Annotated in this window: 17 protein-coding genes; 7 read left to right on the top strand and 10 right to left on the bottom strand. The window is 46.3% G+C overall.

All coding sequences use genetic code 11. The features are described 5' to 3' along the window. Positions 1-152: 152 nt before the first annotated feature. The 5 genes from AB4585_RS10345 to AB4585_RS10325 all read left to right on the top strand — a co-directional run bounded on the left by AB4585_RS10345 (position 153) and on the right by AB4585_RS10325 (position 7,238). Positions 153-857, top strand: coding sequence for a response regulator (locus tag AB4585_RS10345; protein ID WP_017065179.1), 705 nt, complete (start codon positions 153-155; stop codon positions 855-857). A gap of 35 nt (positions 858-892) precedes the next feature. Then, a complete protein-coding gene (locus tag AB4585_RS10340; RefSeq protein WP_372155128.1) occupies positions 893-2,212 on the top strand; it encodes a sensor histidine kinase in 1,320 nt (439 codons plus the stop codon). A 100-nt stretch (positions 2,213-2,312) separates the two neighbouring features. Then, the gene (locus AB4585_RS10335; RefSeq protein ID WP_017065177.1) at positions 2,313-2,588 is read left to right on the top strand and encodes a hypothetical protein; all 276 of its coding nucleotides are present in this window, start codon (positions 2,313-2,315) and stop codon (positions 2,586-2,588) included. Positions 2,589-3,160: 572 nt separating this feature from the next. Continuing rightward, positions 3,161-5,530 (top strand): M4 family metallopeptidase, encoded by a 2,370-nt coding sequence (locus tag AB4585_RS10330; protein ID WP_372155125.1) that lies wholly within the window; start codon positions 3,161-3,163, stop codon positions 5,528-5,530. A 151-nt stretch (positions 5,531-5,681) separates the two neighbouring features. Beyond that, positions 5,682-7,238, top strand: coding sequence for a M28 family metallopeptidase (locus tag AB4585_RS10325; protein ID WP_372155123.1), 1,557 nt, complete (start codon positions 5,682-5,684; stop codon positions 7,236-7,238). A gap of 143 nt (positions 7,239-7,381) precedes the next feature. On the opposite strand, the gene lhgO is transcribed toward AB4585_RS10325, so the two are convergent. From lhgO to AB4585_RS10305, 4 genes are all read right to left on the bottom strand, one after another. Then, the gene (gene lhgO, locus AB4585_RS10320; protein ID WP_065584461.1) at positions 7,382-8,596 is read right to left on the bottom strand and encodes an L-2-hydroxyglutarate oxidase; all 1,215 of its coding nucleotides are present in this window, start codon (positions 8,594-8,596) and stop codon (positions 7,382-7,384) included. A 26-nt stretch (positions 8,597-8,622) separates the two neighbouring features. Further along, positions 8,623-10,800, bottom strand: a complete 2,178-nt coding sequence (locus tag AB4585_RS10315) for a TRAP transporter permease (RefSeq protein WP_017061065.1) — start codon at positions 10,798-10,800, stop codon at positions 8,623-8,625. Positions 10,801-10,984: 184 nt separating this feature from the next. Further along, positions 10,985-11,998, bottom strand: coding sequence for a TAXI family TRAP transporter solute-binding subunit (locus AB4585_RS10310; RefSeq protein ID WP_017061064.1), 1,014 nt, complete (start codon positions 11,996-11,998; stop codon positions 10,985-10,987). A 317-nt stretch (positions 11,999-12,315) separates the two neighbouring features. Next, on the bottom strand, positions 12,316-13,656 hold the full coding sequence (locus AB4585_RS10305) for a sigma-54-dependent transcriptional regulator (protein WP_372155121.1): 1,341 nt from the start codon (positions 13,654-13,656) through the stop codon (positions 12,316-12,318). 230 nt (positions 13,657-13,886) lie between these two features. Between AB4585_RS10305 and AB4585_RS10300 the strand changes: the two genes are divergently transcribed. Next, complete coding sequence (locus AB4585_RS10300; RefSeq protein ID WP_372169746.1) at positions 13,887-15,950, top strand: ATP-binding protein; 2,064 nt, start codon at positions 13,887-13,889, stop codon at positions 15,948-15,950. A 119-nt stretch (positions 15,951-16,069) separates the two neighbouring features. On the opposite strand, the gene AB4585_RS10295 is transcribed toward AB4585_RS10300, so the two are convergent. The 6 genes from AB4585_RS10295 to AB4585_RS10270 all read right to left on the bottom strand — a co-directional run bounded on the left by AB4585_RS10295 (position 16,070) and on the right by AB4585_RS10270 (position 23,986). Next, positions 16,070-18,520, bottom strand: a complete 2,451-nt coding sequence (locus tag AB4585_RS10295; protein ID WP_137001596.1) for a family 20 glycosylhydrolase — start codon at positions 18,518-18,520, stop codon at positions 16,070-16,072. A 127-nt stretch (positions 18,521-18,647) separates the two neighbouring features. Next, the gene (locus tag AB4585_RS10290; protein WP_372169744.1) at positions 18,648-19,283 is read right to left on the bottom strand and encodes a bifunctional 4-hydroxy-2-oxoglutarate aldolase/2-dehydro-3-deoxy-phosphogluconate aldolase; all 636 of its coding nucleotides are present in this window, start codon (positions 19,281-19,283) and stop codon (positions 18,648-18,650) included. 14 nt (positions 19,284-19,297) lie between these two features. Next, positions 19,298-20,245, bottom strand: a complete 948-nt coding sequence (locus tag AB4585_RS10285; RefSeq protein WP_372138443.1) for a sugar kinase — start codon at positions 20,243-20,245, stop codon at positions 19,298-19,300. Positions 20,246-20,335: 90 nt separating this feature from the next. Beyond that, positions 20,336-21,850: a sodium:solute symporter family protein gene (locus AB4585_RS10280; RefSeq protein ID WP_372169742.1), complete on the bottom strand. Its 1,515-nt coding sequence runs from the start codon at positions 21,848-21,850 to the stop codon at positions 20,336-20,338. A gap of 206 nt (positions 21,851-22,056) precedes the next feature. Further along, a complete protein-coding gene (locus AB4585_RS10275; RefSeq protein WP_017065166.1) occupies positions 22,057-22,449 on the bottom strand; it encodes a RidA family protein in 393 nt (130 codons plus the stop codon). Positions 22,450-22,552: 103 nt separating this feature from the next. Beyond that, positions 22,553-23,986, bottom strand: a complete 1,434-nt coding sequence (locus AB4585_RS10270) for an amidohydrolase family protein (RefSeq protein WP_108122896.1) — start codon at positions 23,984-23,986, stop codon at positions 22,553-22,555. A 176-nt stretch (positions 23,987-24,162) separates the two neighbouring features. Here AB4585_RS10270 and AB4585_RS10265 point away from each other — a divergent pair, with 176 nt between their 5' ends. Continuing rightward, complete coding sequence (locus AB4585_RS10265) at positions 24,163-25,437, top strand: amino acid deaminase (protein WP_372154620.1); 1,275 nt, start codon at positions 24,163-24,165, stop codon at positions 25,435-25,437. Positions 25,438-25,472: the final 35 nt, after the last annotated feature.

Raw genomic sequence — 25,472 nt, 5'->3', positions numbered from 1 at the left:
ACTAACTTATAAAGTGTTTAATCATTCGCTTTAGGTATTTGGCGAAGCATCTGAACTTATATGCAATAGCGTATAATCGTAATGGTTCATCACGACGAAGACTCGCTCACCTAATCTCAATAAGTGAAACGCACGACAAGGCTGATAATGGAATGACAAAACCTAAAATGATCATCGTGGAAGACGATTTGAAACTTCAGAAAATGTTGCAGGACTACTTCGTCGCGCAAGATTTTGATGTCACGGTGTTGGACGATGGCAGTGATGCCGCACACACCATCCTCACGGAGCAACCTGACATCGTACTGCTGGATTTGATGCTTCCTGTAACTGATGGACTTACAATCTGCCGACAGACGCGTACGCACTATAAAGGTAAAATCTTGATGCTCACTGCTAGCGATGACGACTTTGACCACGTCGCTGGTTTAGAGACAGGGGCTGATGACTATGTCACCAAGCCAATCAAACCAAGAGTTCTGCTGGCCAGAGTTCGTTCGCTATTACGCCGCCAAGACACCAATACCGCTTCAGTCGATGACTCAGACACCCTTCAGTTCGATCAACTCGTTCTGAAAAACACTTATAAGAAGTGTGAACTTTATGGTGCGGTTTTATCACTCACTGACAGCGAGTTTGACCTACTTTGGTTATTGGCAAGCAACCCAGACACGCCGTTATCTCGTGACTACTTGACGCAAACATTGCGCGGGATTGAGTACGACGGAATAGACCGGACGATTGACAACAAGGTTGTACGTCTAAGGAAGATTTTGGGCGACGACCACACACCAGCAGAGAAAATTCAGACCATTCGCGGTAAAGGCTACTTATTTGTTTCGACCGCCTGGCGTTAACCTCGCTCAATACGAGCGTAATAGAGAGAGCGATTATGCGACGTATCTTTTTGGAGTCCCTATTAGGGCTGTTAGTTTGCTTCATGGCCGGCCTTGTCGCCTACGAGATTAGCGTCTATCAGCTCAATACCGACTACGAATATGTACTGGAAGATTACGAAGCGACTGCCCACCAGCAATTGATCGAAAATATCGCTAAAAATCAGGGTCTTGAAGCTGCTCATCAAGCGATAAACCAATTTGTAGAAACCACACGAAATAAACTGGTTACGTTCAGCCCAGACGATGAAATACCAGGCCCCGTTTCAGAGTTCTTCAGTACCAATCCGAATACCTTTATCTTTCACGATGATGAGCGTGACCTATGGTTTCGCTTAGCAAGCAGCGACAATACCTATCACTACCTTCCCAACAGTGAAGCGTTCGTTAGGCAAAAAATTGAGTTGGAGGATGACCTCATTTGGTTGTTCTTTTTAGCGAGCTTTATCTTATATGGCTTGTGTCATCTATTTATTATCTTCCGCCGAGTCAAAAAGCTTGAGTCTGCCACTCTGCGTTTTGCTGAAGGGGATCTCTCCACACGAGCCGAGACTTCAAGCGGTGTTGCGATTGGTTCACTGAACAAATCCTTCAACCTGATGGCCGACAGAATTCATCGCTTAGTTGAAAGTAATCGCTCACTCACTAATGCTGTCGCTCATGAACTGCGTACGCCAATATTCCGTATTCAGTGGCAAGCTGAAATGTTGAAAGACACTCAGCTAAACGAAGAGCAGGAGCGTACGATAGAGAGTATTGTCGAAGACACTGAAGAGATGGAAAAGATGGTCGATGAACTATTGTATTACGCCAAACTCGATAGCACTGACCTAGAGAACTTAAAAAAGCCATTAGAGATTCGAGACTTTCTCGACCACGCAATGGCGCGTTGGAACAAAGACACTCAGCTCAACATCGACCTATCGCTACCAGCGCAACCTAGCTCAATAATGGCGGATGAAACGCTATTTAACCGAGCACTAGATAACCTAGTGCGTAACGCAATGAAATTCGCACGTTCGCAAGTGTCGATTGAAGCAAGCGTGCATCAAGATAAGCTACAGATCGCGGTACATGATGATGGTGATGGCGTGGCACAAGAACATCAAGCTCGCCTGTTCGAACCCTTTTACGTTGGCGACAAAGCGCGTAACAAGGCCAAGAGCGGCCATGGTTTAGGGCTTTCTATCGTCGAAAAGATCTGTGCTCAACATAGCGCGACCGTAGAGGTTGGTCAGAGCCAAACCTTAAAGGGGGCGGTATTCACCATAACCATTCAGCTATGTAATGATTCAACTGACAAACCCATACAGTAACTACAAAACACCTCTGGAATAATGTTCAACATCGGTCGGGAGATGCTGTCTCCCAATGAACCTATTGAATCTAAATTCCAATCTTTCTTAAGGTGTTTGTATGAAAAAGTTATTAGTTGTTTTAGGCATTGTTTCTCTAGCGGGTTGTTCTGGTATCAGCCACAACGAAGAAGTGTACACAGCGCACGCAGAGAGCTTCAACATTGTCGGTTTCCAAGTGCCAGGTAACACTCAAGACCGCGCAATGGAATTAGTACCTGAAGGTGCAACGGTTGATACGATTCGCTCAACAAACTCTGATACGAGCTCTGTTCTGGGTATCATCAACCGTATTATCGGTATCGACTACGTACAAGTTGGCGGTAAAAAGCAGTAATTCGCTATAGTGACGTTAGCCACGTACCATAATTAAGTGTCGCAGTTGCCTACCTATATTCAGTAGCCTGCACAAACTGAGTTAATCTAAGCCAGTGACCCGTCGCTGGCTTTTTTCATCCAGCAGATTTTGTGCTCTGTGCCAAACAAGTGCCCGATTCCCCTTCCCTCTTTTAACTAACAATTCGAAAAATAAGCCGAAAAGTCTTCGATTTCTTATCAAAATTGCCCCTAAATTCGCTAAATGGCCTTCTGTTTAAAGTGACACTTTCAAATCGTTGATCCTTCTATCAACCCAGAATCCGTTAATTGAGGCACAGATCAATTTACTCGAAAATCTTAATTTCCAAGAGAAATAAACACTTAATAAAAGTGTCATGATTTTATAAATAAACATATAGGTGCGTTCAAAAATAAACAGAAATGATAACTATCTGTAAATACGAGAAATATAAGTTTCATGAATAAAAGAGATCATTGCCATGCTACTAATTAATCAGATCGAATGATGTAAATTCGCTGTGATTAATTTGTTACGTTTTCTTGGATTTTACATGGAAAGAGAAAACAACAATGAAAATAAGAAAACGTTTAGTTGCCGTTGCTATAGCCAGTGCTATGTCTTTGTCAGTGCATGCAAGTGAATCCGTTCAAATCGATCAACCGATCAACTTTACTAGCTTCTCTGGGTTAAACGCTCAGTTAGGAGTCAGTAACGCCTCTAGCTTCAAGATGGTGAAAGAAGTAAACCTGAAAAAGCGTGGTATCTATAAAGTTAAGATCCAGCAGAACATCTGGGGAACACCGGTATGGGGACATTACCTAAATGCCACCCAAAGTGTCCAAGGTGGCGCACTTAAGTCCGTTCAAGGTCGCTACCTTAAAACAACGACCCTAGAGCGATCTTTTGTTAAGCCATCAATCAACAGCGCTCAAGCGGTTGAACTCGCAAGTAAAGATCTAAAGACTCAAGGCTTAACCAGCAAATCTCTAGACAACGTTCAACATCAGCTATTTATCTATCAAGGCTCTGTGAAGCAAGGCATCGGACAGCAAAGCGTAGATAAAACACGACTAGTGTACGTTGTCTCTTACCTAGTAGAAGGCAGTGAACTGCCGACTCGACCGTTCACCATGCTAGACGCGCACACAGGCGAAGTCATCGACCGCTGGGAAGGTATTGCCCATGCTCAGATCGGCACTGGCCCTGGCGGCAACGAAAAAACCGGCATGTACGAATACGGCACCGACTACCACTACCTTGATGTTCAAGAAGTGGGCACAGAGTGTGTAATGGAGTCTGAAAATGTCGTTACCGTTGACCTTAATGGCGCGACCGACGGCGACACCACTTACAGCTATGAATGTCCTCGTAACGAATATAAAGCAGTGAACGGCGCATTCTCACCACTCAACGATGCCCATTACTTTGGCAACATCGTGTTCGATATGTATAAAAACTGGTTCGACACAGCACCACTCTCCTTCAAGCTCATGATGCGTGTTCACTACGGTGAAAACTACGAGAATGCATTTTGGGACGGCAGAGCCATGACCTTTGGTGATGGGGAGAGCTTCTTTTACCCGCTTGTTAGCCTAGATGTATCAGCCCATGAAGTGAGCCACGGTTTCACTGAGCAAAACTCAGGTTTGATATACGCAAACCAATCCGGCGGTATGAACGAAGCATTCTCGGACATGGCGGGTGAAGCGGCTGAATACTACATGAAAGGCACCAACGACTGGATGGTCGGACGCAATATCTTTAAAGGCGAAGGTGCACTGCGTTACATGGACGATCCATCACGCGATGGCTCTTCAATCAACAATGCATCCGAGTACTACGATGGCTTAAACGTGCACTACAGCTCTGGCGTGTTCAACAAGGCGTTCTACCATCTTGCAACCACACAAGGTTGGGATACCAAGAAAGCGTTCGAACTGTTCGTGTTAGCCAACCAGATCTACTGGTCTGAAAACAGCGACTTCTGGCAGGGTGCTTGTGGCGTGAAAAACTCAGCAACCGACCTTGGCTACAGTGCCGATGATGTTGTTTCTGCGTTTAACTTAGTGGGTGTGTCACCGTGTGGCGAACCACCACTTCCACCAGAACCGGAATACCAACGCCTTGAAAACGGTGTTGAAGCTGCGGTTGCTGGTGAAACCGGCTCAAAAACTTACTTCGATATCGAAGTACCAGCAGGCCAAGATAAGCTAACGATTGATCTTGCTGTGTCTACTGGTGATCCGGATATGTATGTTGGTCTAGATTATGCGCCAAGCTCTCAAGAGAATATCTGTAAGAGTGAAAGCGTAACCGATGAAGTATGTGTAATTGAAAACCCAACAGCTGGTCGCTACACGGTGAACATTCTGGGTTACTCAGATTACGCAGGTGCAAATCTGAAAGCATCGTACGAATCAGGCAATGCTAACGTACCGCCAGTTTCTTCTTTCGAACACACGGTCGTAGGCAAAGAAGTAGAGCTGCGTAGCACAAGTTCGGACAGCGATGGCCAGATCGTCTCTTACCAATGGAACCTAGGCGATGGCAACACGCAAACCGGTGAAGTGACTCGTTATACCTACGCTGAAGCTGGCGACTACGTGGTGACTCTAACCGTGACTGACGATGCAGGCGTTGCAACATCAACCAGCAAGTCGATCACGATTGAAGGTGACTCAGCAGAAGGCTTCCCGCTAAAACTGAAGTTTGGTAACAAAAACCCGAACGGCAAGGCGCGCGTTAAGCTGGCATGGGATTACGATACCAACGACTACTTCGTGATTAAGCGTAATGGCAAGAATGTTGGTGCTACAGACTTCAACTCATACGTCGACAAGTTCCGTCACAACGGCACAGTGGATGTGGAGTACCAAGTGTGTACCTCAAGCGATATCTGTTCAGAAACCAAGCATTACCGTTTCATTAAAACTCAATAATCGAAAGTAGATTCAGGGCTCCTTATAGGAGCCCTTTTCGCTATTTGGCAATGAGCTATTTAGCGAATGAAACGTCTACATGAAACATCCACGTATTACACAAAAATCACCCCCATCAACATAACAATACTCACCATAAAAAGGACGACAAATGGCTATTCAAAAAAGCATGCTAGCTTTGGCTGTACTCGGAGGTTCTTTAGCCTTAATCAACAGTACTTCGGCTTACGCATCCCTAGGCATCACACCACCAGCGAACGAAGAAGTTTGGATCACCACCGATGCTGACGCACAGCATATAATGACTCAGCATGGCGCAACGGTTTATCCAAGCGTGACCGGAAACAAGCATTCCATCGTCGCGAAAATCAACCAGAAAGAGCTGGCGAAACTATCTAGCCACATGCACGAAGAAACCCACCGTTGTGGTGGCTACATGGTGCACGAAGACAAAGCAAGCGCACTCAAAGCGGCAGCTATGCCACTGACCATGAGCAACTTCGAAAAGCCAGTTATCAGCCATCAAGATACGGTGAACGACCTACTCGCTCAGGTCGAGCCGAACAACATGGTCACGACCATCGAAAATCTAACCAACTTCACCAACCGTTTTTATACTACTTCTACTGGTGTCGCTGCTTCAGATTGGCTTTTAGAACGTTGGGAGAAGGAAATTAAAGATGTGCCGTATGCGTCTGCACGCCAGATCACGCATGCCGAATACCCACAGAAATCCGTTGAAGTGACACTGCTTGGCGCTAAATATCCTGAAGAGATCGTCGTGGTTGGTGGACACCTTGATTCGACCGTTGGATCTTGGACAAGCGAAGGCACCATCTCACCGGGAGCCGATGATGATGCGTCTGGCATTGCAACGGTAACAGAGTCGCTTCGCCTGATGATCGCCAGTGGCATTCAACCAGACAAAACCATTAAGTTCTATGGTTATGCTGCTGAAGAAGTAGGGCTACGTGGCTCACAAGATGTCGCCAACGCTTTAAGAGATGAGCAAGCCAACGTTTTGTCCGTATTGCAATTAGACATGACCAACTACAACGGTTCTGCGCACGATATCACCTTCATCACGGACTACACCGACAGCAACCTCACCGCCTACTTAAGCGAGCTAATCGACACTTACGCGAGCGACATCAGTTACGGTTTTGATGATTGTGGCTATGCCTGTTCTGACCACGCATCTTGGCACAATGTTGGCTACCCAGCTGCCATGCCATTCGAAAGCATGTTCAATGATTACAACCCAAGTATTCATACCCAACACGACACGCTTGAGAATTCCGATCCAACCGCAACACACGCGACCAAGTTCGCCAAACTAGCCATTGCTTACCTTGTCGAAACCAGCCTTGATTCACCGGTTGCTGGCCCTAAAGAGCTGCAAAATGACGTCCCCGTTGAAGGGCTTTCTGCAGGATATGGTGAAGAGCAATTCTTCACATTTACGACGGAAAGTGCAGGTCAGTTAACGGTAACATTAACAGGCCCTCGTAGTGGCGATGCCGACCTTTATGTGAAACACAATGGCACCGTATCAAAAGCAAGCTACGACTGTCGCCCATACCAGAACAGCAGCAACGAACAGTGTGTGTTAGATATGCCTGCGGGTGAGTTCAACATCATGGTGCGTGGCTATCGCAACTTCAGCGACGTATCTATCGTTGCTAATTTCGTTCCTGATTGGCTGTAGGGTTAGTTAATTGACTAACAGTTAAACCGAGTAGACACGGCTAAAACTAAAAATCCGCAAGCCCACGATCATAAATAGATTGGAGCTTGCGGATTTTTTATTGTCTTCGGAGAGCATCTCAACTTAATAACCTTTAGTTATCATCAAGCCGTCTTTTTCATTACCTTGCCACAGATGTACTCACCAATCGGCATTGCAGAGGTCGCAGCCGGTGATGGCGCGTTACATACATGTAAGCTTCTTGGGCTTTCGGCAAACAGGAAATCATGAACCAAGGTGCCATCTTTCAGCACCGCTTGAGCACGAATCCCAGCAGGATAAGGCTTAAAATCATCAACCGTAATACTCGGGCAGTATTTGTTCACTAGCTTTAGATATCCCGGTTTCCACCACGAGTTCTTAAACTCGACCAAACCCGTTTTCAAGTGATTCGCAGTCACTTTCCAAAAACCCACAAAGCTCAGCATCTGCCAAGTGTCCTTGAAGCTAAAGTTAAGCTTGCCATAACCTTCTCGCTTCCAGCCTTGAACTGCATTTGGCCCTACTGTTACGGAGCCATCAATCATGCGTGTTAAATGCACGCCCAAGAAAGGCAGTTCTGGGTCAGGGATCGGATAGATAAGATGATTCACCACTTGGTTGTGCTTAGCGTCTAACTGATAATACTCACCGCGATAAGGCACGATTTGGAAGTCGGTTTCGATGTCTAACATCTTGGTCATTCTATCGGCCATCAAGCCAGAACACGTGATCAAGAATCGACTGTTCAGTTGAAGAGTCTGACCATCTACTTTGCACGTTAACTGCACTTCATCTTCTTGCTCATCGGCCATGATCACTTCCGTACCAAGGCTAAGCTTACCACCCGCCTCAACAAACTCTTGAGCCATCACTTCGGTGACTTTTTTGTAGTCGACGATACTGGTGGTTTTGACATAAATCGCACCCAAACCCGTGATATTTGGCTCGGCAAGTTTGAGCTGAGCTTGATCCAACAAATCAACATCAATATCGTTATCGTGGCAACGCTGATAGAGCGCATTCATGCGCTCCACTTCTTGCTCATTGGTCGCGACCAACAACTTACCGCAGTTTTCGACGGGGATATCGTGTTGGCTACAAAAGGCGATGGTGCGCTCTACGCCGCGTTTACAAAAATCCGCCTTTAAACTGCCCGGAGCGTAGTAAACACCAGCATGAATCACCCCGCTATTATGGCCAGTTTGGTGCTGCGCGAAACCACGTTCCTTCTCGACTAAAAGGATACTTTTATCAGGGTGAGCTTGCTGTAATTGCCAAGCCGTCGACACGCCAACAATGCCGCCACCAACGATAATATAGTCGTATATTGAGTTCATAATATTCCTACATTCAATCCTTTTAATTATAGGGAAGACGCGACAGTGTTAGACCCGGTTTGAGGTAACTTTTTTTCCTCACTTTCTGATTCCATTTTCACTTGATTAGCATCGTATTTACGACCGCTGTAGATAAAGATGCCAACAAAAATGGCAACACATACCAAACGGATCACGACTGAAACATCAGGCCATACTAGAGCTATACCTACCGCAACCAACGCTACTCGAGTAATAATATTAACTTCGCTCTCTAGATAACCTTCAATCGCCGCGATAAACGCGTAAGTACCAATAACAGCAAAGCCACCCGTGACTAACACGGAGATCACATCCCAACTTACCAAGTTAGTGTAGGCAATCAACAATGGTACTAAATACAAGCCTTTGGCTATCTTCCATGCCATTAATCCCGTTCTCATCGGGGGTGTTTTAGCAATGGTTGCAGCCGCAAATGCAGTTAAACAAACAGGCGGAGTCACGTTGCTGTCTTGCGATAGCCAGAAAATGATCAAGTGGGCAGAAAGCAGTGCAAGGCTGATCGCTTCTAAGCCAAGGCTCTGTTCAAGCAGAGTTTCCACAAAATCAGCAGGGACTAACGCAATCATCTCTTTGGCTGTTTCAAGTGCCATTGGCGCGTTCAGCAAATCAAGCTTATCTGGCGCAGCCAACATGAAGATAGCTTTCGCCTGTTCCGGTAACTGTCCCGAAACCAACAGGTCGAGCAACTGACTTTCAGCAATCAGTTTATACAAAGCTGGTGCAGACAGAGTACCCAACACGATATAAGCCGCGGTTACTGGTAACCCCATGCCCAGAATCAAAGACGCCAGTGCAATTAAGGCGATCATCACCAACAAATCGCCGTTCGCCCAGCTATTGATCATCAACGAGAAGGTGTTACCAATACCAGTCGTGCTGATCACGTTGATCACCAGACCAATGCCCACTAGCAACACAGCCGTGGTCGCCATGTTTTTTGCGCCTTGAGAAAGCGCTTCGATGATCGCCTTTGGACCCATTTTGTGATTTTTAGAGAACCATGAAGCCACCACGACAGACAGAATCGAGATGCCCGCAGCGTAAGTCGGCGTAAAGCCCTTCACCAACAGAGTCACTAACACCGCTAATGGGATCAGGTTGTGCCAACCCGACAGCAATACTTTCAATAGAGGCTCACAGCCAGAAGTCACCTTTTGCACACCACTGCGTTTTGCTTCGATGCGCACGAAGAATGCCACAGACAAAAAGTAGATAAGCGCAGGAACGAAGGAAACCGCAATAATATCGACATAAGGAATTTGCGTGTAAGAGGCCATGATGAACGCGCCCGCACCCATCACAGGTGGCATCAGCTGCCCGCCAGTAGATGCAGCCGCTTCAACACCTGCCGCGAAGCGCGAAGGGAAACCTGCCTTTTGCATCAAGGGAATACTGATCACGCCCGTCGATACTGTGTTTGCTACGCTCGACCCGGAGACTGAGCCCATCAAGCCGGAGCCAATAACGGCAATGAAACCAGGGCCACCAATCACTTTGCCCGCCGCGGCACGGGATACATCAATAATGTAGTCGCCGACACCAGATCGAACTAAAAATGCGCCAAATAAGATGAACATGAACACGAAGGTCCAACTGATTCTTGAGATCGAACCAAACATCCCTTCTGATGAATAAAAGCTTCGATAAAGTAACGTCTCAAGGCTTAAACCCGGAAAATGAAAAATACCGCTGGTCCATTGTCCCCAAAGCACTACATAACTTAAACACACTAAGATAAGCACTGGAATGAACCAGCCCATAGTGCGTCTAATCAGCTCAATGACGATGGCAATCGCCAAGATAGAGAAAAACCAATCACTGGCGATAAATTTTACGCCTCGGTCATACAACGCATCTTCTGCAAAGGGGATGTAGATAAGACAAGCCAGAGCCGCCAAGGCAATTCCGATGTCGACAGCCAGCGCTATCTTGCTATTTTTCAGCGAGATATGAGCGGGATACCAGAGTGCACAAATGATCGCAAAGCCAGCGAAGTGGGTCGCCGAGATCCAAAGTTCAGGCAAGGTAGATAAGGTGTTAAACCAAATGTGTAACAACGAGAGGAGCACTCCCATTGTCGTTATTGCTTTACCCACCCACGGGAAATCCGTTCGGGTCGGCAGTTCAAATTTTTTCAGTTCCTGCTGCAGCGAATCGCTCATAGAAAACTCCTGCTCTCCGCAGCAAACACGAAGAGAAAATCCATAAAGTGAGGAGGTGCACGAACACATTCTTGAGCGAACGTGCACCAAGCAATTAAGTCACGAAGGGGTTAGTTGATGACAAACAGCTTGTTCGCGACAAATCATTAGCTCACGAACCAATAGTTACCTGACAAAAGATAAGCTAGTTAACGATCAACTCAGAAGGGATCTCGATGCCCATCTCTCGATAATAACGTGCAGCGCCTGGGTGAAGAGGAACAGGCAGACCTGCGATCCCTTTCTCAAGTGCCATTGCTTTGGTTGCTTTATGGATACCTTGTAGGAAAGGTAGGTTTTCATAGATAGCTTTGGTCAGTTGATACACATCGTCTTCAGAAATGTCTTCGCGAACTGCTAGGAAGTTAGGTTGGGCAATCGTAGTAATTGGTTTGTCGACACCTGGATAAGTGTTTGCTGGAATCTCGTACTTGGTCCAGATATTGTAATCGCCATTCGCTTGTTTGATCTGCGCATCGGTAAACGACAGGATTTGAATATCTTCACCCAAGGCAGCAAAGGCTTGTGTTACCGCACCAACAGGCACACCAGCAGGCGTATTCATGCCATCAATCGTGCCGTTTTGTAGTGCACTAGCACTGCCACCGTAACCCATAAAGGCGAGTTTAAATTGTTCTGGGTTAACCGATAGGCCCTGCATGATCTGGCGTCCTGAATTCTCAGTGCCTGAGTTCTTCTTACCGATAGAGAATTTCTTACCGTTTAGGTTCTCTAGATCGCTTACCGTACCTGTTTTTGCTAGATCTGAACGCACAATAAAGTGTTCTACATTTTGCCATAACATGGAAACTGAACGCAGTTGAGTTTGTCTGCCAGATTTCTCATATGGCCCCAAACCCTGCCAAGCCCAAGCACCATACAAACCTTGTAGAATTGCGAACTGAGCTTCGTTCTCGTTCAACAACTTTACGTTCTCACCCGAGCCCGCAGAGCTGATAGCCGCTAAAGAAAAATGCTGCTTAGGCGCAAGCTTAACTTTACTCAATGTCGCTAAGGCCACACCCACTGGATAATAGGTACCACCCGTTGAAGCCGTCGCTAAAATATAGCTGCGATCTTCTTCAGCTGACGCATTACTGATAAGGCCAAGAGAAGCCATTGCTAGCGCTAAAGTTTTAACCAGCTTGTTGTATTTCATTGTTACTCTCCATGTAGGGTTATTCACGTTATATTTTTGTTAACAACAATAGATAGCAAGCGTAATGCCAGTTTTTAACTATTTGTTTTAATTTACTTTTATTTTAAAACCTATTCAAAATAAGCCGTTTTTTGCTTATTCCCCTGTTATTAAGTAAGCCATTTTTGGCTTATCGGCTACCGGAATTAACACCTGTAGATCGGGAAGCAAGTCACACCATGTTGCAGTTGTGTGATCAATGTATGTAAATTGATAAATATGCAATAAGCCATTTATTGCTCATTAAAAATCAACAAGCACTGCGATGAAGCCGCTCTCTAAGGGTTAACATAGTCACTTCGATTTAACCCATAACGCACCATCTTTTGGTTCAATGTTCGACGAGGTAAATCCAAATCTTGCATCACGTCATTGATACGCCCTTTATAACGAACTAAGGCATCATGAATCACTTTCCTTTCAAAGCTCTGTACTTGAACCGCCAAAGGGATGCCCGCCGTTGTGGACTCTGTGACAGAATTGGGACGACACGCCAAAATATCCCCAACGGTCAAGCTTTCATCCAATGCAAAACGAATCGCAACATTACGCAGTTCACGCACATTGCCCGGCCACGCATACGAGAGCAGTGCATAGCGATCAGCCTCACTGGCTATACGTGTTTCGGAATTGGCTTCTTGGGTGAAGTGTTCAAACAAAAGTAAGGCATCTTCTTCACGCTCACTGAGTGGAGGCAAATGCAGCTGGGCAACATTCAAACGATAGAATAGATCTTGGCGAAAGTCGGGGTGATTCAGTAGATCGCTTTTCGAGGCAGAGACCACTCGTAGATCAACATGTTGTTGCTGATTCCCCCCCACGCGTTCGACGACATTATCTTGCAAGGTGCGCAGCACTTTTACCTGCATCGACAGCGGCATACTCTCTATTTCATCAAGGAACACTGTGCCTTTGTCGGCAAATTCCAGCTTACCAATGCGTCGTTTGGCCGCACCAGTAAACGCTCCGGCTTCGTGTCCAAACAGCTCGCTTTCAAAGAGATTTTCTGGGATTGCGCCACAGTTGAGCGGAACAAACGGATGGGTTTTACGTTGGCTGAATTCATGTAAGCAAGAGGCGACCAGCTCTTTACCACAACCCGTTTCACCATAGATGATCACGTTGGTGTCTATGGAAGCGACTTTCTGGATTTGCTCGCGCAGTTCACACATCACTTTACTGCGACCGATCAGCACCTGTTCAATGCCCTTAAGGTTATCCAGATAGTTCTGACGACTGTTTCTGTCTTGGCCACTTTGATGTTTATCTACCGCTTCCGATACCGTTTGAGACAGACGCTCTGGGTCGAATGGCTTCTCAATGAAGTCATAGGCACCTTGCTGTAAGGCTTTCACCGCCATATCGACATCACCATGCCCAGTAATCAAAATAACAGGCACATCTGGCACAAGACCTTTGAAACGCCCTAGCAGATCAACACCATCAATATCAGGTAAACGAACATCGGTGATAATGGTTTGAAAATCACCCTGCTCTACGGCGTTTAACGCATCTTGTCCTACTTCAAATGCGGTGACATCGAAGCCCGCCAGCTGCAACCATTGGCTGGTTGCTTGACGCACAATCGCGTCATCTTCAATTAAAGCAATACGCTGCATAGTTTGGTTCCGCCACTCTACATCTGATTAATATCGTCCACGGTATGTAAAAAAACCTCAGACGAAAAGGAGCTAGCTCCCACTTTGAATAACACTCCTTTAACAGTTTAATAATGTTTGTTAGCTTCGATTTGTCTCACTCTCCATTCGCTTAAAAAGCAAACATAAAACCTTGTCAAACCACTAGCTCAAAGAGGCAAGCCACTAATTTTAAAGGGATTTGATCAGAAATGATGAATAACAATCGATATTGGTTATTCCTGTGTACCTGTTTATTGATTGGTTTGGTGCAGGTCACCACCAAGAATGGCATCAGCCAGTGGAAGCTTGAACAAGCCCAACGCTATGCCGAACAGCGCTTCCTTGGCTACATTGCCGAAGCAAGGCGAACCCTTAAGCGTTTCTATTATCTGCCCTACCTAGTAACCAATGATGAAACCAGTGTGCGCTTCATTGATGGTGAAGCCCGCCTAGAAAAACGCATTAAGAAGCAGCTGATTCAATTGGATAAAGCCGCCAACACCAAGGGCTGGTATCTGCTTTCTGGCGAAGGGGACTTGTTGGTATCGAGTGTTGAAAGAAGCAAACTGAGCAATAAGAACGCCAGTACAATTGTTTCGAAGATCCACCAACAAGGTGGTGCGATTTCAGTGGTGACAAAAAACAAAGGCGTGACACCCGATTACTTCATAGCGGCACCCGTATATCGAGCCTCTGATGTGGTTGGCATTGTCGCGGTGCAAATCGATTTGTCATTGTTAACCGATCAATGGTTTGCCGATGGTGAGGCGATACTGTTTCAGAACCCTCGCGATCAGTTCTTTCTCTCCAGTGACAACAGGTTGAGTGCCGATTGGTTCAATGACACCTTCAATTCTCAGCCCACAGCGACAAAACGTGAGCTGTATGACCAAACCCATATTCGCGTGTGGCGATTGCAAGATAAAGATTACCTAATTCAGTCCATCAAGTTAGACGATCTGAATTGGCGTTTAACCTACCTAACGCCATTAACCAGCCTCAACCAGACCACGAACTGGATCAGCTGGAGTGTGGCGGTTGGCTGTCTTTTCATTCTGTTACTGTTGGTTATTCTTTACCAAAGACGCCAGAAAAAGCTCAGCAATCTGAGAATCCAAAAGCTTATCGAAGAGTCTGAGAAACGACTGTCTGGGATGATCAATAAAACCCATGTTGGGTTAATACTGATCGATAAACACGGACGCATTCACGATATCAACCTGATGGCGAAGAACTACTTTTCACTATCTGATTCAATGATCAATAACATCAAGGCGTGGCAGTTATTTGAGGCAGGTAATCCGAATTCAACCACCTTGCAACTGCTCAAAAACTTAGAGCAGCATCAAGAGCTGGCCGAGATAACTAGCGTCGAAACCATGGCAAGACGCAGCGATGGCAGCTACTTCCCTGTTTTATTCTCTATTAGCGCCTTTCCTTGGCATGCGACGACTTACTACCTGTGTACCGTAATCGATATCAGCAAACGTAAGAAAGCCGAAATTGCGGTGCAAAACGCCAATAAAACGCTACAACTGCGGGTCGAAGAGCGAACTCAAGATCTAAAAGATGCGCAGCAAGAACTTGTCGAATCTAGCAAACTGGCTGCACTAGGGCGGATGTCGAGTGCGATTACTCATGAACTCAATCAGCCGCTTACTGGCCTAAAAACGCTACTTTCAAGTAACCAGCTATTGATGGAAAGAGGCAAGACCAAGATGTTGAAAGCGAACATGGACTTAGTCATGAGCCTGATCGACAGAATGGCTAACATGACCAGCCAACTGAAGTCGTTCGCCTTCCAAAGACTTGAAAAGCCTTACCCAGTTTCACTGACAGACGCACTGCAAGAAACCCTGCGAATTCATCAAGCCGAACTGGAAAACGTCGATATTCGCGTGCGTGTCGCTTCCAATATTTCGATGGTAATGGGAGAAGAGGCGCGACTTCGTCAAGTGCTTGGTAACCTGCTTAGAAACGCTGTCGATGCCACGCAGAATCAGAAACCAGCAACCATTGTGATCAGCGCTCATACCGAGCAACAACGCGTGATCATCAAGGTTCAAGATAACGGTTGTGGTGTGTCTGAAGATCAACTCGAAACCATTTTCGAACCATTTCATACCAACAAAAAGATGGGCGAAGGCTTGGGGCTCGGGTTGGCTATTACAGCCAACAATGTACGGGATATGCAAGGCACCTTGATAGCAAAGAACAACCCAGACCAAGGCATGACATTCACATTAACGCTGAAGAATATAGATAGTGAGTAGTTACTAACAAAAAGCATTAAATCGCACCACATAAAGAAGACAGAACTAAAAAACCGCCCACAGAGGGCGGTTTTGATTCACTTATTAGCGTATGACTTATCAGTTAATCAGTTCGCGACTTACTCAGCTAGCTGCTTTAACAGTAACTCAGTCGGGCGAACAATCGCGATGATTGATTCATCATAGATTTTCGCCGAATCAGACAGTATCGCTTGGTAGGCATTCACGTCTGCTTCTCTTACTTTCTCGCCTGCTTGTGCTTTAGCAATCAAGGTTAACGCCAAGTCTGCCACTTCAACGGTTTTCTCTGCAACCACCACAGTCTCTACCGAAGATACGTTGCCAACGAAGACAGTTTTAGCCGCTAGTGCAGCCGATTTTGCTTGCTGATAATGCTCAGCAAGTTGCTCAAGCACTTGTTGATTGCCTGTCGCCATGTCATTGACCAAGTCTTGCATCTCATACACGGCGTAGCTTTCCACAGGCAGCGCATCAACGAAGCGGTTTAAGCGCTCGTATTGGCTGTATAAAGTGCCCTTAGGTTCCGTAGAATTCCACTTCTCCCAGTTGCGAGCGTAGTATTGAGCTGGCTCGGTGTATTTAGCTAGCACGCGCAGGTCGTGAATATCTTGGCCTTTTGCAATGCGCTTCAACAACATGTCAGCATCGGCGTGGTGACGTAACCCAACCGACACTTCCGACCATGTATCCATCGCTTTCATGCGCTTATACATGCTTCGTTCGTCGGTCAGTTCTGCATCCGACCAGAAACGCTCTGCAATTGCATAGCTACGTGGCCATAGGTAGTTTTCAACCGTGAGGCTGTCTTTGTTTTCTAGCCACATGGTGATCTCGCCGCCTAAAATCAGCTCTTTTTCTTTGTCGGTTAACTCTGCAGGGTAGCCACCATTTGGCTCAGGGATCACGCTGCCTTCAACATCACTGCTCGCAATCACTTCACCTGTGGTTGGCCAGCGCACGTTACCAATTAACTGATAGCTGCCTTCCGCAAACCCATTTGGATTTAGGTTCAGGTTGAACTCGGTGTACGACATGAAGTTATCGAAGTGGCCGACAAAGGTTTTGCCCGGCACGTAATCAAGGATGTAGATCTCTTCACGAGACTTGCCGTTGTAATCACTGAATGCGCGGAACGTGCCGTCTTTTGCTTCAATCATGGTCAGTGTTCCCTTACGTGGGCTGCCTTTAGAACGAGGTTTCTGCCATTGGTAAGTCACGAATTTTTCGCCACTGTGCAGCTTATCGTCAACCGTGATGCCGCTTGGCATTGGATCGTTGCGATAATGGTAACTAGTTGGCTGAGGTTGATCTAGGTAGTAACCCGTAGAAAGAATACCTGGGTAGCCCTCTTTCGCTGCACGACCGATACTATCGTGCCCTTGCCAGCTTTGAATCACGATAGAAGTTGGCAGATCTTTATGCCAGATCTCATCCCAACCCGTCATCTTCTTACCGCGCTCTTCGAGCATCTTCTCAACTTTTACATTGAGGTAAGACTGCAGGCCACGCTCACCATCGATATTATTCTCTTCAATGAACTGTTGGTGCTTTTCGCTGTTTTTCCACTGCGCATAGTTCGGCTCATCGCCACCGATGTGGAAATACTCGTCTGGGAACAGCTCGGTCACTTCATCAAATACGTCGCCCAGCATTTCATAGAGCTCTGGATTCAATGGGTCCATTAATGGTTCAAACACGCCCCAACCACGCTCTTGCTCATAGCTTTGACCTTCACCACCCGACATCAGGCGCGGGTAAGCATAAGCAACCGCAGAAGAGTGACCCGGAAGAGACACCTCTGGAATCACACGAATACCAAGATTACGCGCGTATTCCACTAAGTAACGGACTTGGTCTTTGGTGTAGTAGTTACCATCAGCGGTTTCAGACCACAAACGTGGCCATGATTCGGTTTGAATGCGAATACCTTGGTCGTCCCAGAAGTGCCAATGGAAAACGTTCATCTTCGCCGATGCCATCGCATCTAACTGACGAATCAGCACATCGAATTCGATAAAGTGACGAGAGGTATCGTAAGAGACTCCACGCCAACGAAAGCGGGGCTCATCGACAATCGTGACAGCAGGAATGTGGTAGCCAGTCGCTGTGGTTTCAACGAGCTGTAAAAGGGTTTCGATGCCGTGAATTGTGCCGTATGGGCTTGGAGAGCTCAGCGTGATTTGTTCGCCCTGAGTCGTAATTTTGTAGGACTCCACAGAATCAATGTTTTGTACTTCAGATTTTGGCGCCGCGTCGATATCAATGATCAGGTTCGCTTGGTCGGCGCTATCAACCTGCCAGTTTAGAATAGGTACACCAGTCTGGCGCTCAAGGCGGTCAATAAAGCGTTTCGCCGTGTATTCAACACGGTCAGAGTTAAAGCCTTTGATGTAAACCTTGAAGTTGCCATCAACCTTAACCTGCCCAGCTTTCAGCTCGACTGTTTGCGGGTACGGCATTAAATTTAGATCGGTACTTGGAGCCATTGCTAACGCCATTGGGGACACTACTGAACCTGAAATCAATAGGGATAATATAGTTTTTTTCATTATTAGTTTTCCTATATAACGGGCGTTCTGTTTTGTTTATCGGAGGCAATTCACAAAACAGAACCATCAACCACTGCTGTTGTTTATCTTTATTTAAAACACTTATCTTTATTCCAAACGCTTCTCGTTAGTTCACAAGAGCGACCGCTTCTCTAACTAACTCCGCGATCTCGTCCCACTGTTCATTCTCGATCATCTTCGGAGATACCATCCAAGTACCGCCACAGCACACCACGCGATCCACGGCTAGGTAGTCATTCACGTTGTGCTTGCCGATACCTCCCGTTGGCATTAAAGACACATCAACGTATGGCGCTAACAGAGATTTCACCATATTGATCCCACCAGACGCTTCTGCTGGGAAGAACTTCAAAAAGTTAAGACCTAGCTCCAACGCTTGCTCTACTTGGCTTGGGTTGTTTACGCCAGGAACGATTGGCATACCGATCTCTTGGCAACGTTTTACTGTGTTGGGATTCAAGCCCGGTGCTACGATGAATTCGCTGCCCGCCTCTTTCGCAAGGTCGATCTGCGCAGGTGTGAGTACTGTACCTGCACCGATACACATCTCTGGGTAGGCATCACGCATCGCACGAATCGAATCCGCTGCCGCTGCCGCTTCGGTACGGAACGTCACTTCTGCTACTGGCAGGCCGTTTTCTACCAACACTTTTGCTAGTGGAATCGCATGTTCCACCTTGTTGATTTGGATAACAGGGATAACTTTGAACTGCTTAAGTGTGTTGATCATTTCTTGAGACATAATAGTTCCGCTTTTTATTTTTTAATCAGTTGGCTCATAGCGCTCATAGGGATTATTGCGCCAGAGTATTGAATAACGATGGAAGCCAGTTGGTGGCCAAATTCGGCTGCGTCGGTGGCGCTCTCGCCAGTAAGACGCGCAGCTAAATAACCCGCAGCGAATGAATCGCCCGCAGCGCAGGTGTCGACCACGTTAGAAACACGAGTCGCGGATACATAACTCTCAACAACATCGCCTTGTTCAACTTGAACAATCTTGCATGGCTCACAGCCACGTTTGATGACGATCTCTTGGCAGCCTAAGCGAAGGCAGCGTTGTTGAACGCTCTCGCCATTGCCCCAAACCAGCAGGTCGTCGTCTTCGGTAATCAGTGCAATGTCGACCAATGGTAGTAACTTGGCGTACCAATGCTGAGCTTGTTCAGTCGTCCAAAGTTGCGGGCGATAGTTGTTATCAAAAATCAGCTTGCCGCCTTGATTTGAGAACACGCTAATAGCTTTGAATAAGCGCTCACGATAGGCGTCATCTAAAATCGCGATACTGATACCGCTGATGTAAACCGCATCGACTTGTTTCTCGGTCAGGGCGATTTCAAGCTTATTCAGATCACTAGCTTGAAAGTAAGATTTGACTGCCGCGTCGTTGCGCCAGTAATGAAAGTGTCGCTCGCCTGTCTCGTCGGTTTCAACCATGTAGAGTCCAGGAAGCTTGTTCGCAATGCGTTCGACGAAATTTGTTTGAATGCCTTCTAGTTGCCAGCTATCAATCATATTTTGAGACAGCTCATCACTGCCAAGCCCTGTCGCATAGTGCACAGAGAGGTTTTGATGTTGAGTTAAGCGAGAAAGGTAAAGTGCGGTATTAAGTGTGTCACCGCCAAACTTTTTGGTTAATGGAGAGCCGCTGATTTCGACCATACATTCGCCAAAGAAAGCAATATTGAACAGAGAAGATGCCGACATAGCCGATCCTAAAATAGAGAGATATATGTGGGAGAAGGCCCTGCCACTAAGCAGGGCCTGAATTAAGCAAACCAGTTGTGGAGACTAGGTTTAGCTTGTTTGATTTGCAGGACGTTGAGGTGCCGCTTCTTCTTCAAGTACGCCAGTCTCAGACATTTCCATCTCCATCTGAGCACGCTCGTCATCAAGAATCGCTTTTGCCATTTCAGGTGTTACTTGGTTAGCCGGAGTCACTAGGCTCACAACCACACCTGCCGTTAGAGCAAACAGACATGATGGGATAACTGGGTTGCCCCAGAAGGCTGTGTAGTCAGCGTTTAACATTACTACGAATGAAGCTACAGAAGCACCCGCTAGTGTTGCAAGCGCACCTTGCCAGTTGTAGCGTTTCCAGAATTTACCCAACATACCGCACACAAACATGCCCGACATAACCGTTGAAATCATCTTAGTGATGTAGCCAATGATGTCGTTTGACGTCAGTGCGAACAGTAGTGCGAAGCCAATCACCACAACCAAAGCTAGACGAGAGTAGTTCAACATTGATTCTTTGTTTGGTACGCGGCCTGTGAACATCACGTACACGTCACGCAGTAGGATAGATACACCGGCAATCGCATCTGAGCTTGCACTCGACATGGTTGCTGATAGACCTGCGATAAGAACAATCATGCCTACGCCAACAGGTAGTACCGTCGCTGCAATGTAAGGGAACGAGAAGTTCGGGTTATCCAGCGTTGGGTCAATAGCGTGTGCCGCCATACCTATGATTGCTGGAATAATAGAGAAGAAAAGGTACAACACACCAGAAGCCACGAAAGAGCGACGGATAGTTGAAACATCTTTACCAGAGTAGATACGCTGGCGGAATGAAGGTGTTGCAAGTACGCCCACACCGATAACCACAGCCAGAGAAACAGCAGGCAGAATGCCCAGTTTATCGATTGCTAAAAAGCTTGTAGCAGCAGGGTCCATCGCAGCGTAAAGGTTATCCATGCCACCAATGTGATCAACAGACATTACCGCCATTAGGATGAAGCCAGCAAAAAGGATGATTGCTTGAATCGTATCGGTCCATACAACTGCTGTGTAACCACCGATAACAACGTAGATAGTGAAAGCTGCAGCAATAATAATTTTCGCAAGGTTAAGGTCGATGTCTGCAATCCACGCTAGGTACATGCCGCCACCTAGAATGTGCGCACCTAACCAACCGATTGACGCGATAAAGATAAGTAGGCCAACCACGTTTTTTACGATTCGGTTAGCGCCAACGTAATAAGCCAGCTCTTCACTCATGGTCATGAAGTTCAGTTTACGAACCGGAGCAAACCAAAGTGCAAGCAATAGGATGCCCACAGCACCGCCTATTCCGTACAGAGCACCCGCCCAACCATTTGCGTAGCCAAAGCCAACCGCGCCCATACTTGAACCCGTGCCGACCATAGTCGCAACTGTTGTACCAAGTACTAAGAATAATGGCAGGCCACGGCCACCTAATAAGAAATCTTCGCCAGATTTTTGATTACGCGAGACAAACCAGCCTAACCAAATTAAAAAACATACGTACACGCCGAAGCCTGTAAGAAAAAGTGTGCTGTTCATTTGACACCTCTCAGTGAAATATTGAGTTCATTCTTGAACTTTATTTATGATTCATTCATTTTTATATTTCATATAATTACTTTATTGATTTTATCTATTTTAATTAAAGTAATTTTTATAAATGTAGGGTGAGAGTATTAAAGGATAATAACAGGGATGACTAACCCCTAATACTCTCTAAGTAGGTAATTGTGATTAGGTTATTACTAAACGCGATCCGCGCGGTAGCAAGTCACATCTACTTCAACCTTCACGTCTACAACTAGGTCGCAAACCATGCAGATACGAGCCGGTGGGTTAGCACCGAAGAACTCTTTGAATACCTTATTAAAAGATTGGAAGTAACGAGAATCCGTTAGCACAACCTTTACGTGCATTACGTCTTCTAGGCCGTAGCCCGCTTCAGTCATGATATCGACACAGTTTTGGATCGCTAGGCGAGACTGGTCAACAATGCCACCCTCTACCACTTCACCATCTGTCATCGGTGTCTGGCCAGAAACGTATAGGAAACCACCCGCTTCAGTTGCGCGTGCAAATGGTAAATGTTGTCCGCCTGTACCTGTACCGCCTTCAACACCGTAACGTTTAATAGTCATTTTTTAACTCCACTTCTTTATAGATAATATTGGTTCTGTTCCAATATATTTAAATTAATTCGTCGTTTTCTTATTACTGTATATTTAATAAAATAATTAAATTCTAATTACGGTAAATAAAAACGCCTGAACGATTATTTTTTACTTTTCCTTTTTGGTAAGTTAACTCACCATTTACAAATACACTTTCGATTCCCTCAGCAACTGAAATAGGGTTTTCAAATGTTGCTGTGTCTTTAATATTCTTTGGATCAAATAAAACTAAATCGGCAAATGCGTCTTGGCGAATCTCACCTCTTCCCGCGAGGTTGTAGCGCTTCGCAGACATTCCGGTCATTTTGTGAATCGCTTCTGGCAGCGCAAACAGTTTTTCATCTCGGCAGTAGTGGCCTAAGACTTTCGGGAAAGTGCCCCACAATCTTGGATGTGGATGCGGGTCATTGGGTAAACCATCAGAACCAACCATGGTCAGCTTGTATTTCAATACGCGCTTTACGTCGTTCTCATCCATGCAGTGGTAAACCGCACCGGCTGGTTGAAGCGCTTTTGCTGCGTCCATCAGTGGTAGGTTCATCTCATCAGCAATCTGCTTAAGCGTTTTGCCTGCATGTTCAGGCTTTGCTTTAGACCAAGTGATGAAGATGTCGAAATCGTCTGTCACCTGTTTCAGATCTAATGTCGAAGAGCTCGCTGAGTATGGATAGCAGTCGCAAGACACATCTTGGTGCTCTGAAACCTTGTCCATCAAATCAAGCACTTCAACAGTTCTGCCCCAGTTGCCTGCACCTGCACATTTAAGGTGAGAGATAACAACGGGTACTTTCGCGTATTGCCCGGTCTCAAACGCTTCTTCCATCGCGCTTAAGATCTCTTCGAATTCAGTACGCATATGCGTGGTATAGATACCGCCATGACTAGACAGCACTTTCGCTAACTGCATCACTTCATTGGCGTTGGCTTGTTTCGCGCTTGCGTAAGCCAAACCTGAACTCAAACCCAGTGCACCCTGCTCCATCGCTAAATCAAGGTTGGTTTGCATTACCGCGATTTCTTCTTCGCTTGCGGTGCGTTGCAGGTCGTCCATCACTTGGTTACGCAGTGTAGTGTGGCCAACTAATGCTGCTACGTTCACCGCTGGTTGCGCTTGCTCTACCGCTTGTGCATACGCCGCAAAAGTTGGGTATTTAAAATCAGCCTGCGCACCTAAAAGATTCATTGGGTCAGGTGGATCGCCAGCCAAAACCGTTGGCGATGCGCTGATGCCACAGTTGCCAACAATCACGGTTGTCACACCTTGGCTGATCTTAGGTAGGCAATCTGGGTAACGAATTACGTTGGTATCGTCATGTGTATGTACATCGATAAATCCAGGAGCCAATGCTAAGCCTGCTCCCTCAACCAACTGGCTACAATCTTCATGATCGACTTTGCCAATTTCGGCGATTTTTCCATCTCGGATTGCTACATCGGCACAAAACGATTGTTCGCCGGTGCCGTCAAACACCTCTACATTTTTAATTATCGTATCGAACAACATTTTTCACTCTCTCAATCCACTGTGTTGATGGAGCTATATTAGAAATCCAGCCGATTATTTTCAGTGACAAAACACACATAACATTCTAATTTGTGTGATAGTTTCTATCACAAAACACATTACAGATATATTTAAACATTAAATAACAACCACTTAAATCATGTTAGGAATCAGCAATGAAACATAACCCTGCACAAAAAGATGTTATAAAGTATCAAAAAGATAGTTTCATCTTGACTGAAAAAGGCCAAAAAGGGAGAGCAGTATCACAATCTGAGAACGGTGTTTATCGACTGGTTGATGAAGACATTTCGCTTCCGGTAGCAATTATCAAACAATCAGCGTTGACCAATAACCTGAATTGGATGCAATCATTCGCCGATCATCATCAGGTTAAATTGTCGCCACATGGCAAAACATCGATGACGCCTGATTTCTTCCGTCAACAGCTAGAAAATGGCGCTTGGGGTATTACAGTAGCAACGCCTGCACAGGCAGAAGTTGCCGCTATGGCGGGTGCAAAACGAATCATCATGGCCAACCAATTGGTGGGTAAAACCAACATGGCGATCGTTGAACAGTTGATCAGTGAGTTTGATATCGACTTTTACTGTTGTGTGGATTCTTCGGTAAACGTGCAGCAACTCAACCAATACTTCGCCAACAAAAAGCAGACGCTAAAAGTACTGATCGAATTTGGTGTGCCGGGCGGTCGTTGTGGTTGTCGTTCACCACAAGAAGTTCTAGAACTGGCTCAAACCATCCAAGACACACCTGCCCTTTCGCTCGCGGGTATTGAGGTGTATGAGGGTGTGATTCACGGTGACAACGCAGAACAAGACATTCGCACCTTCTTGAAACAGGCGCTGACTTCGGTCGAAAGCCTCGCATCAGATGGCCTAATTGCAGGGCAACCTATCATCACGGGTGCCGGCTCTGCTTGGTATGACGTGGTTGCAGAATGTTTAGCGAACCTAACCGATTACTTGGCGATCATCCGCCCGGGTTGTTATGCCATTCACGACACAGGCATCTACCTAGACGCTCAAAGCAAAGTGTTGCAGCGTGCCCAAGTAAACCAAGGTTACGCGTGTGAATTGGGTGGAGATCTGGAATCGGCACTTGAAGTGTGGGCATATGTTATCTCTCGCCCAGAGCCGACCAAGTTAGTGATTGGATTAGGTAAGCGTGATGTTGCCTTCGATGCCGGTTTACCAATTGCAGAGCGCGGCTATCGTAACGGCGAAGCTATCTCAGTAAAAGGGCTCACTGCTACCGCGGTAATGGATCAGCATACCTTTGTTGAAACAGACGGTTCTTCTGAGATTGAAGTCGGTGACATGATTGCTTTCTCAACCTCACACCCGTGCTTGACGTTCGATAAGTGGCGTTACATTGCTATCAGCGATGACGACTATCAGGTAACAAACTGGGTAGAGACCTGCTTCTAGCTCGATTTTTCAATAAGCTAGAATCAGCGAAACAT

The organism is Vibrio sp. 10N.222.49.C9, from assembly GCF_041474985.1.
GTDB lineage: Bacteria > Pseudomonadota > Gammaproteobacteria > Enterobacterales > Vibrionaceae > Vibrio > Vibrio crassostreae_C.
The sequence above is the reverse complement of the archived record's forward strand: the minus strand, read 5'-3'. Positions and strand labels throughout refer to the sequence as shown.

Coding starts and splice junctions, on each gene's coding strand:
- AB4585_RS10345 (WP_017065179.1), top strand. CDS start 153: ATGACAAAACCTAAAATGATCATCGTGGAAGACGATTTGAAACTTCAG.
- AB4585_RS10340 (WP_372155128.1), top strand. CDS start 893: ATGCGACGTATCTTTTTGGAGTCCCTATTAGGGCTGTTAGTTTGCTTC.
- AB4585_RS10335 (WP_017065177.1), top strand. CDS start 2,313: ATGAAAAAGTTATTAGTTGTTTTAGGCATTGTTTCTCTAGCGGGTTGT.
- AB4585_RS10330 (WP_372155125.1), top strand. CDS start 3,161: ATGAAAATAAGAAAACGTTTAGTTGCCGTTGCTATAGCCAGTGCTATG.
- AB4585_RS10325 (WP_372155123.1), top strand. CDS start 5,682: ATGGCTATTCAAAAAAGCATGCTAGCTTTGGCTGTACTCGGAGGTTCT.
- lhgO (WP_065584461.1), bottom strand. CDS start 8,596: ATGAACTCAATATACGACTATATTATCGTTGGTGGCGGCATTGTTGGC.
- AB4585_RS10315 (WP_017061065.1), bottom strand. CDS start 10,800: ATGAGCGATTCGCTGCAGCAGGAACTGAAAAAATTTGAACTGCCGACC.
- AB4585_RS10310 (WP_017061064.1), bottom strand. CDS start 11,998: ATGAAATACAACAAGCTGGTTAAAACTTTAGCGCTAGCAATGGCTTCT.
- AB4585_RS10305 (WP_372155121.1), bottom strand. CDS start 13,656: ATGCAGCGTATTGCTTTAATTGAAGATGACGCGATTGTGCGTCAAGCA.
- AB4585_RS10300 (WP_372169746.1), top strand. CDS start 13,887: ATGATGAATAACAATCGATATTGGTTATTCCTGTGTACCTGTTTATTG.
- AB4585_RS10295 (WP_137001596.1), bottom strand. CDS start 18,520: ATGAAAAAAACTATATTATCCCTATTGATTTCAGGTTCAGTAGTGTCC.
- AB4585_RS10290 (WP_372169744.1), bottom strand. CDS start 19,283: ATGTCTCAAGAAATGATCAACACACTTAAGCAGTTCAAAGTTATCCCT.
- AB4585_RS10285 (WP_372138443.1), bottom strand. CDS start 20,245: ATGTCGGCATCTTCTCTGTTCAATATTGCTTTCTTTGGCGAATGTATG.
- AB4585_RS10280 (WP_372169742.1), bottom strand. CDS start 21,850: ATGAACAGCACACTTTTTCTTACAGGCTTCGGCGTGTACGTATGTTTT.
- AB4585_RS10275 (WP_017065166.1), bottom strand. CDS start 22,449: ATGACTATTAAACGTTACGGTGTTGAAGGCGGTACAGGTACAGGCGGA.
- AB4585_RS10270 (WP_108122896.1), bottom strand. CDS start 23,986: ATGTTGTTCGATACGATAATTAAAAATGTAGAGGTGTTTGACGGCACC.
- AB4585_RS10265 (WP_372154620.1), top strand. CDS start 24,163: ATGAAACATAACCCTGCACAAAAAGATGTTATAAAGTATCAAAAAGAT.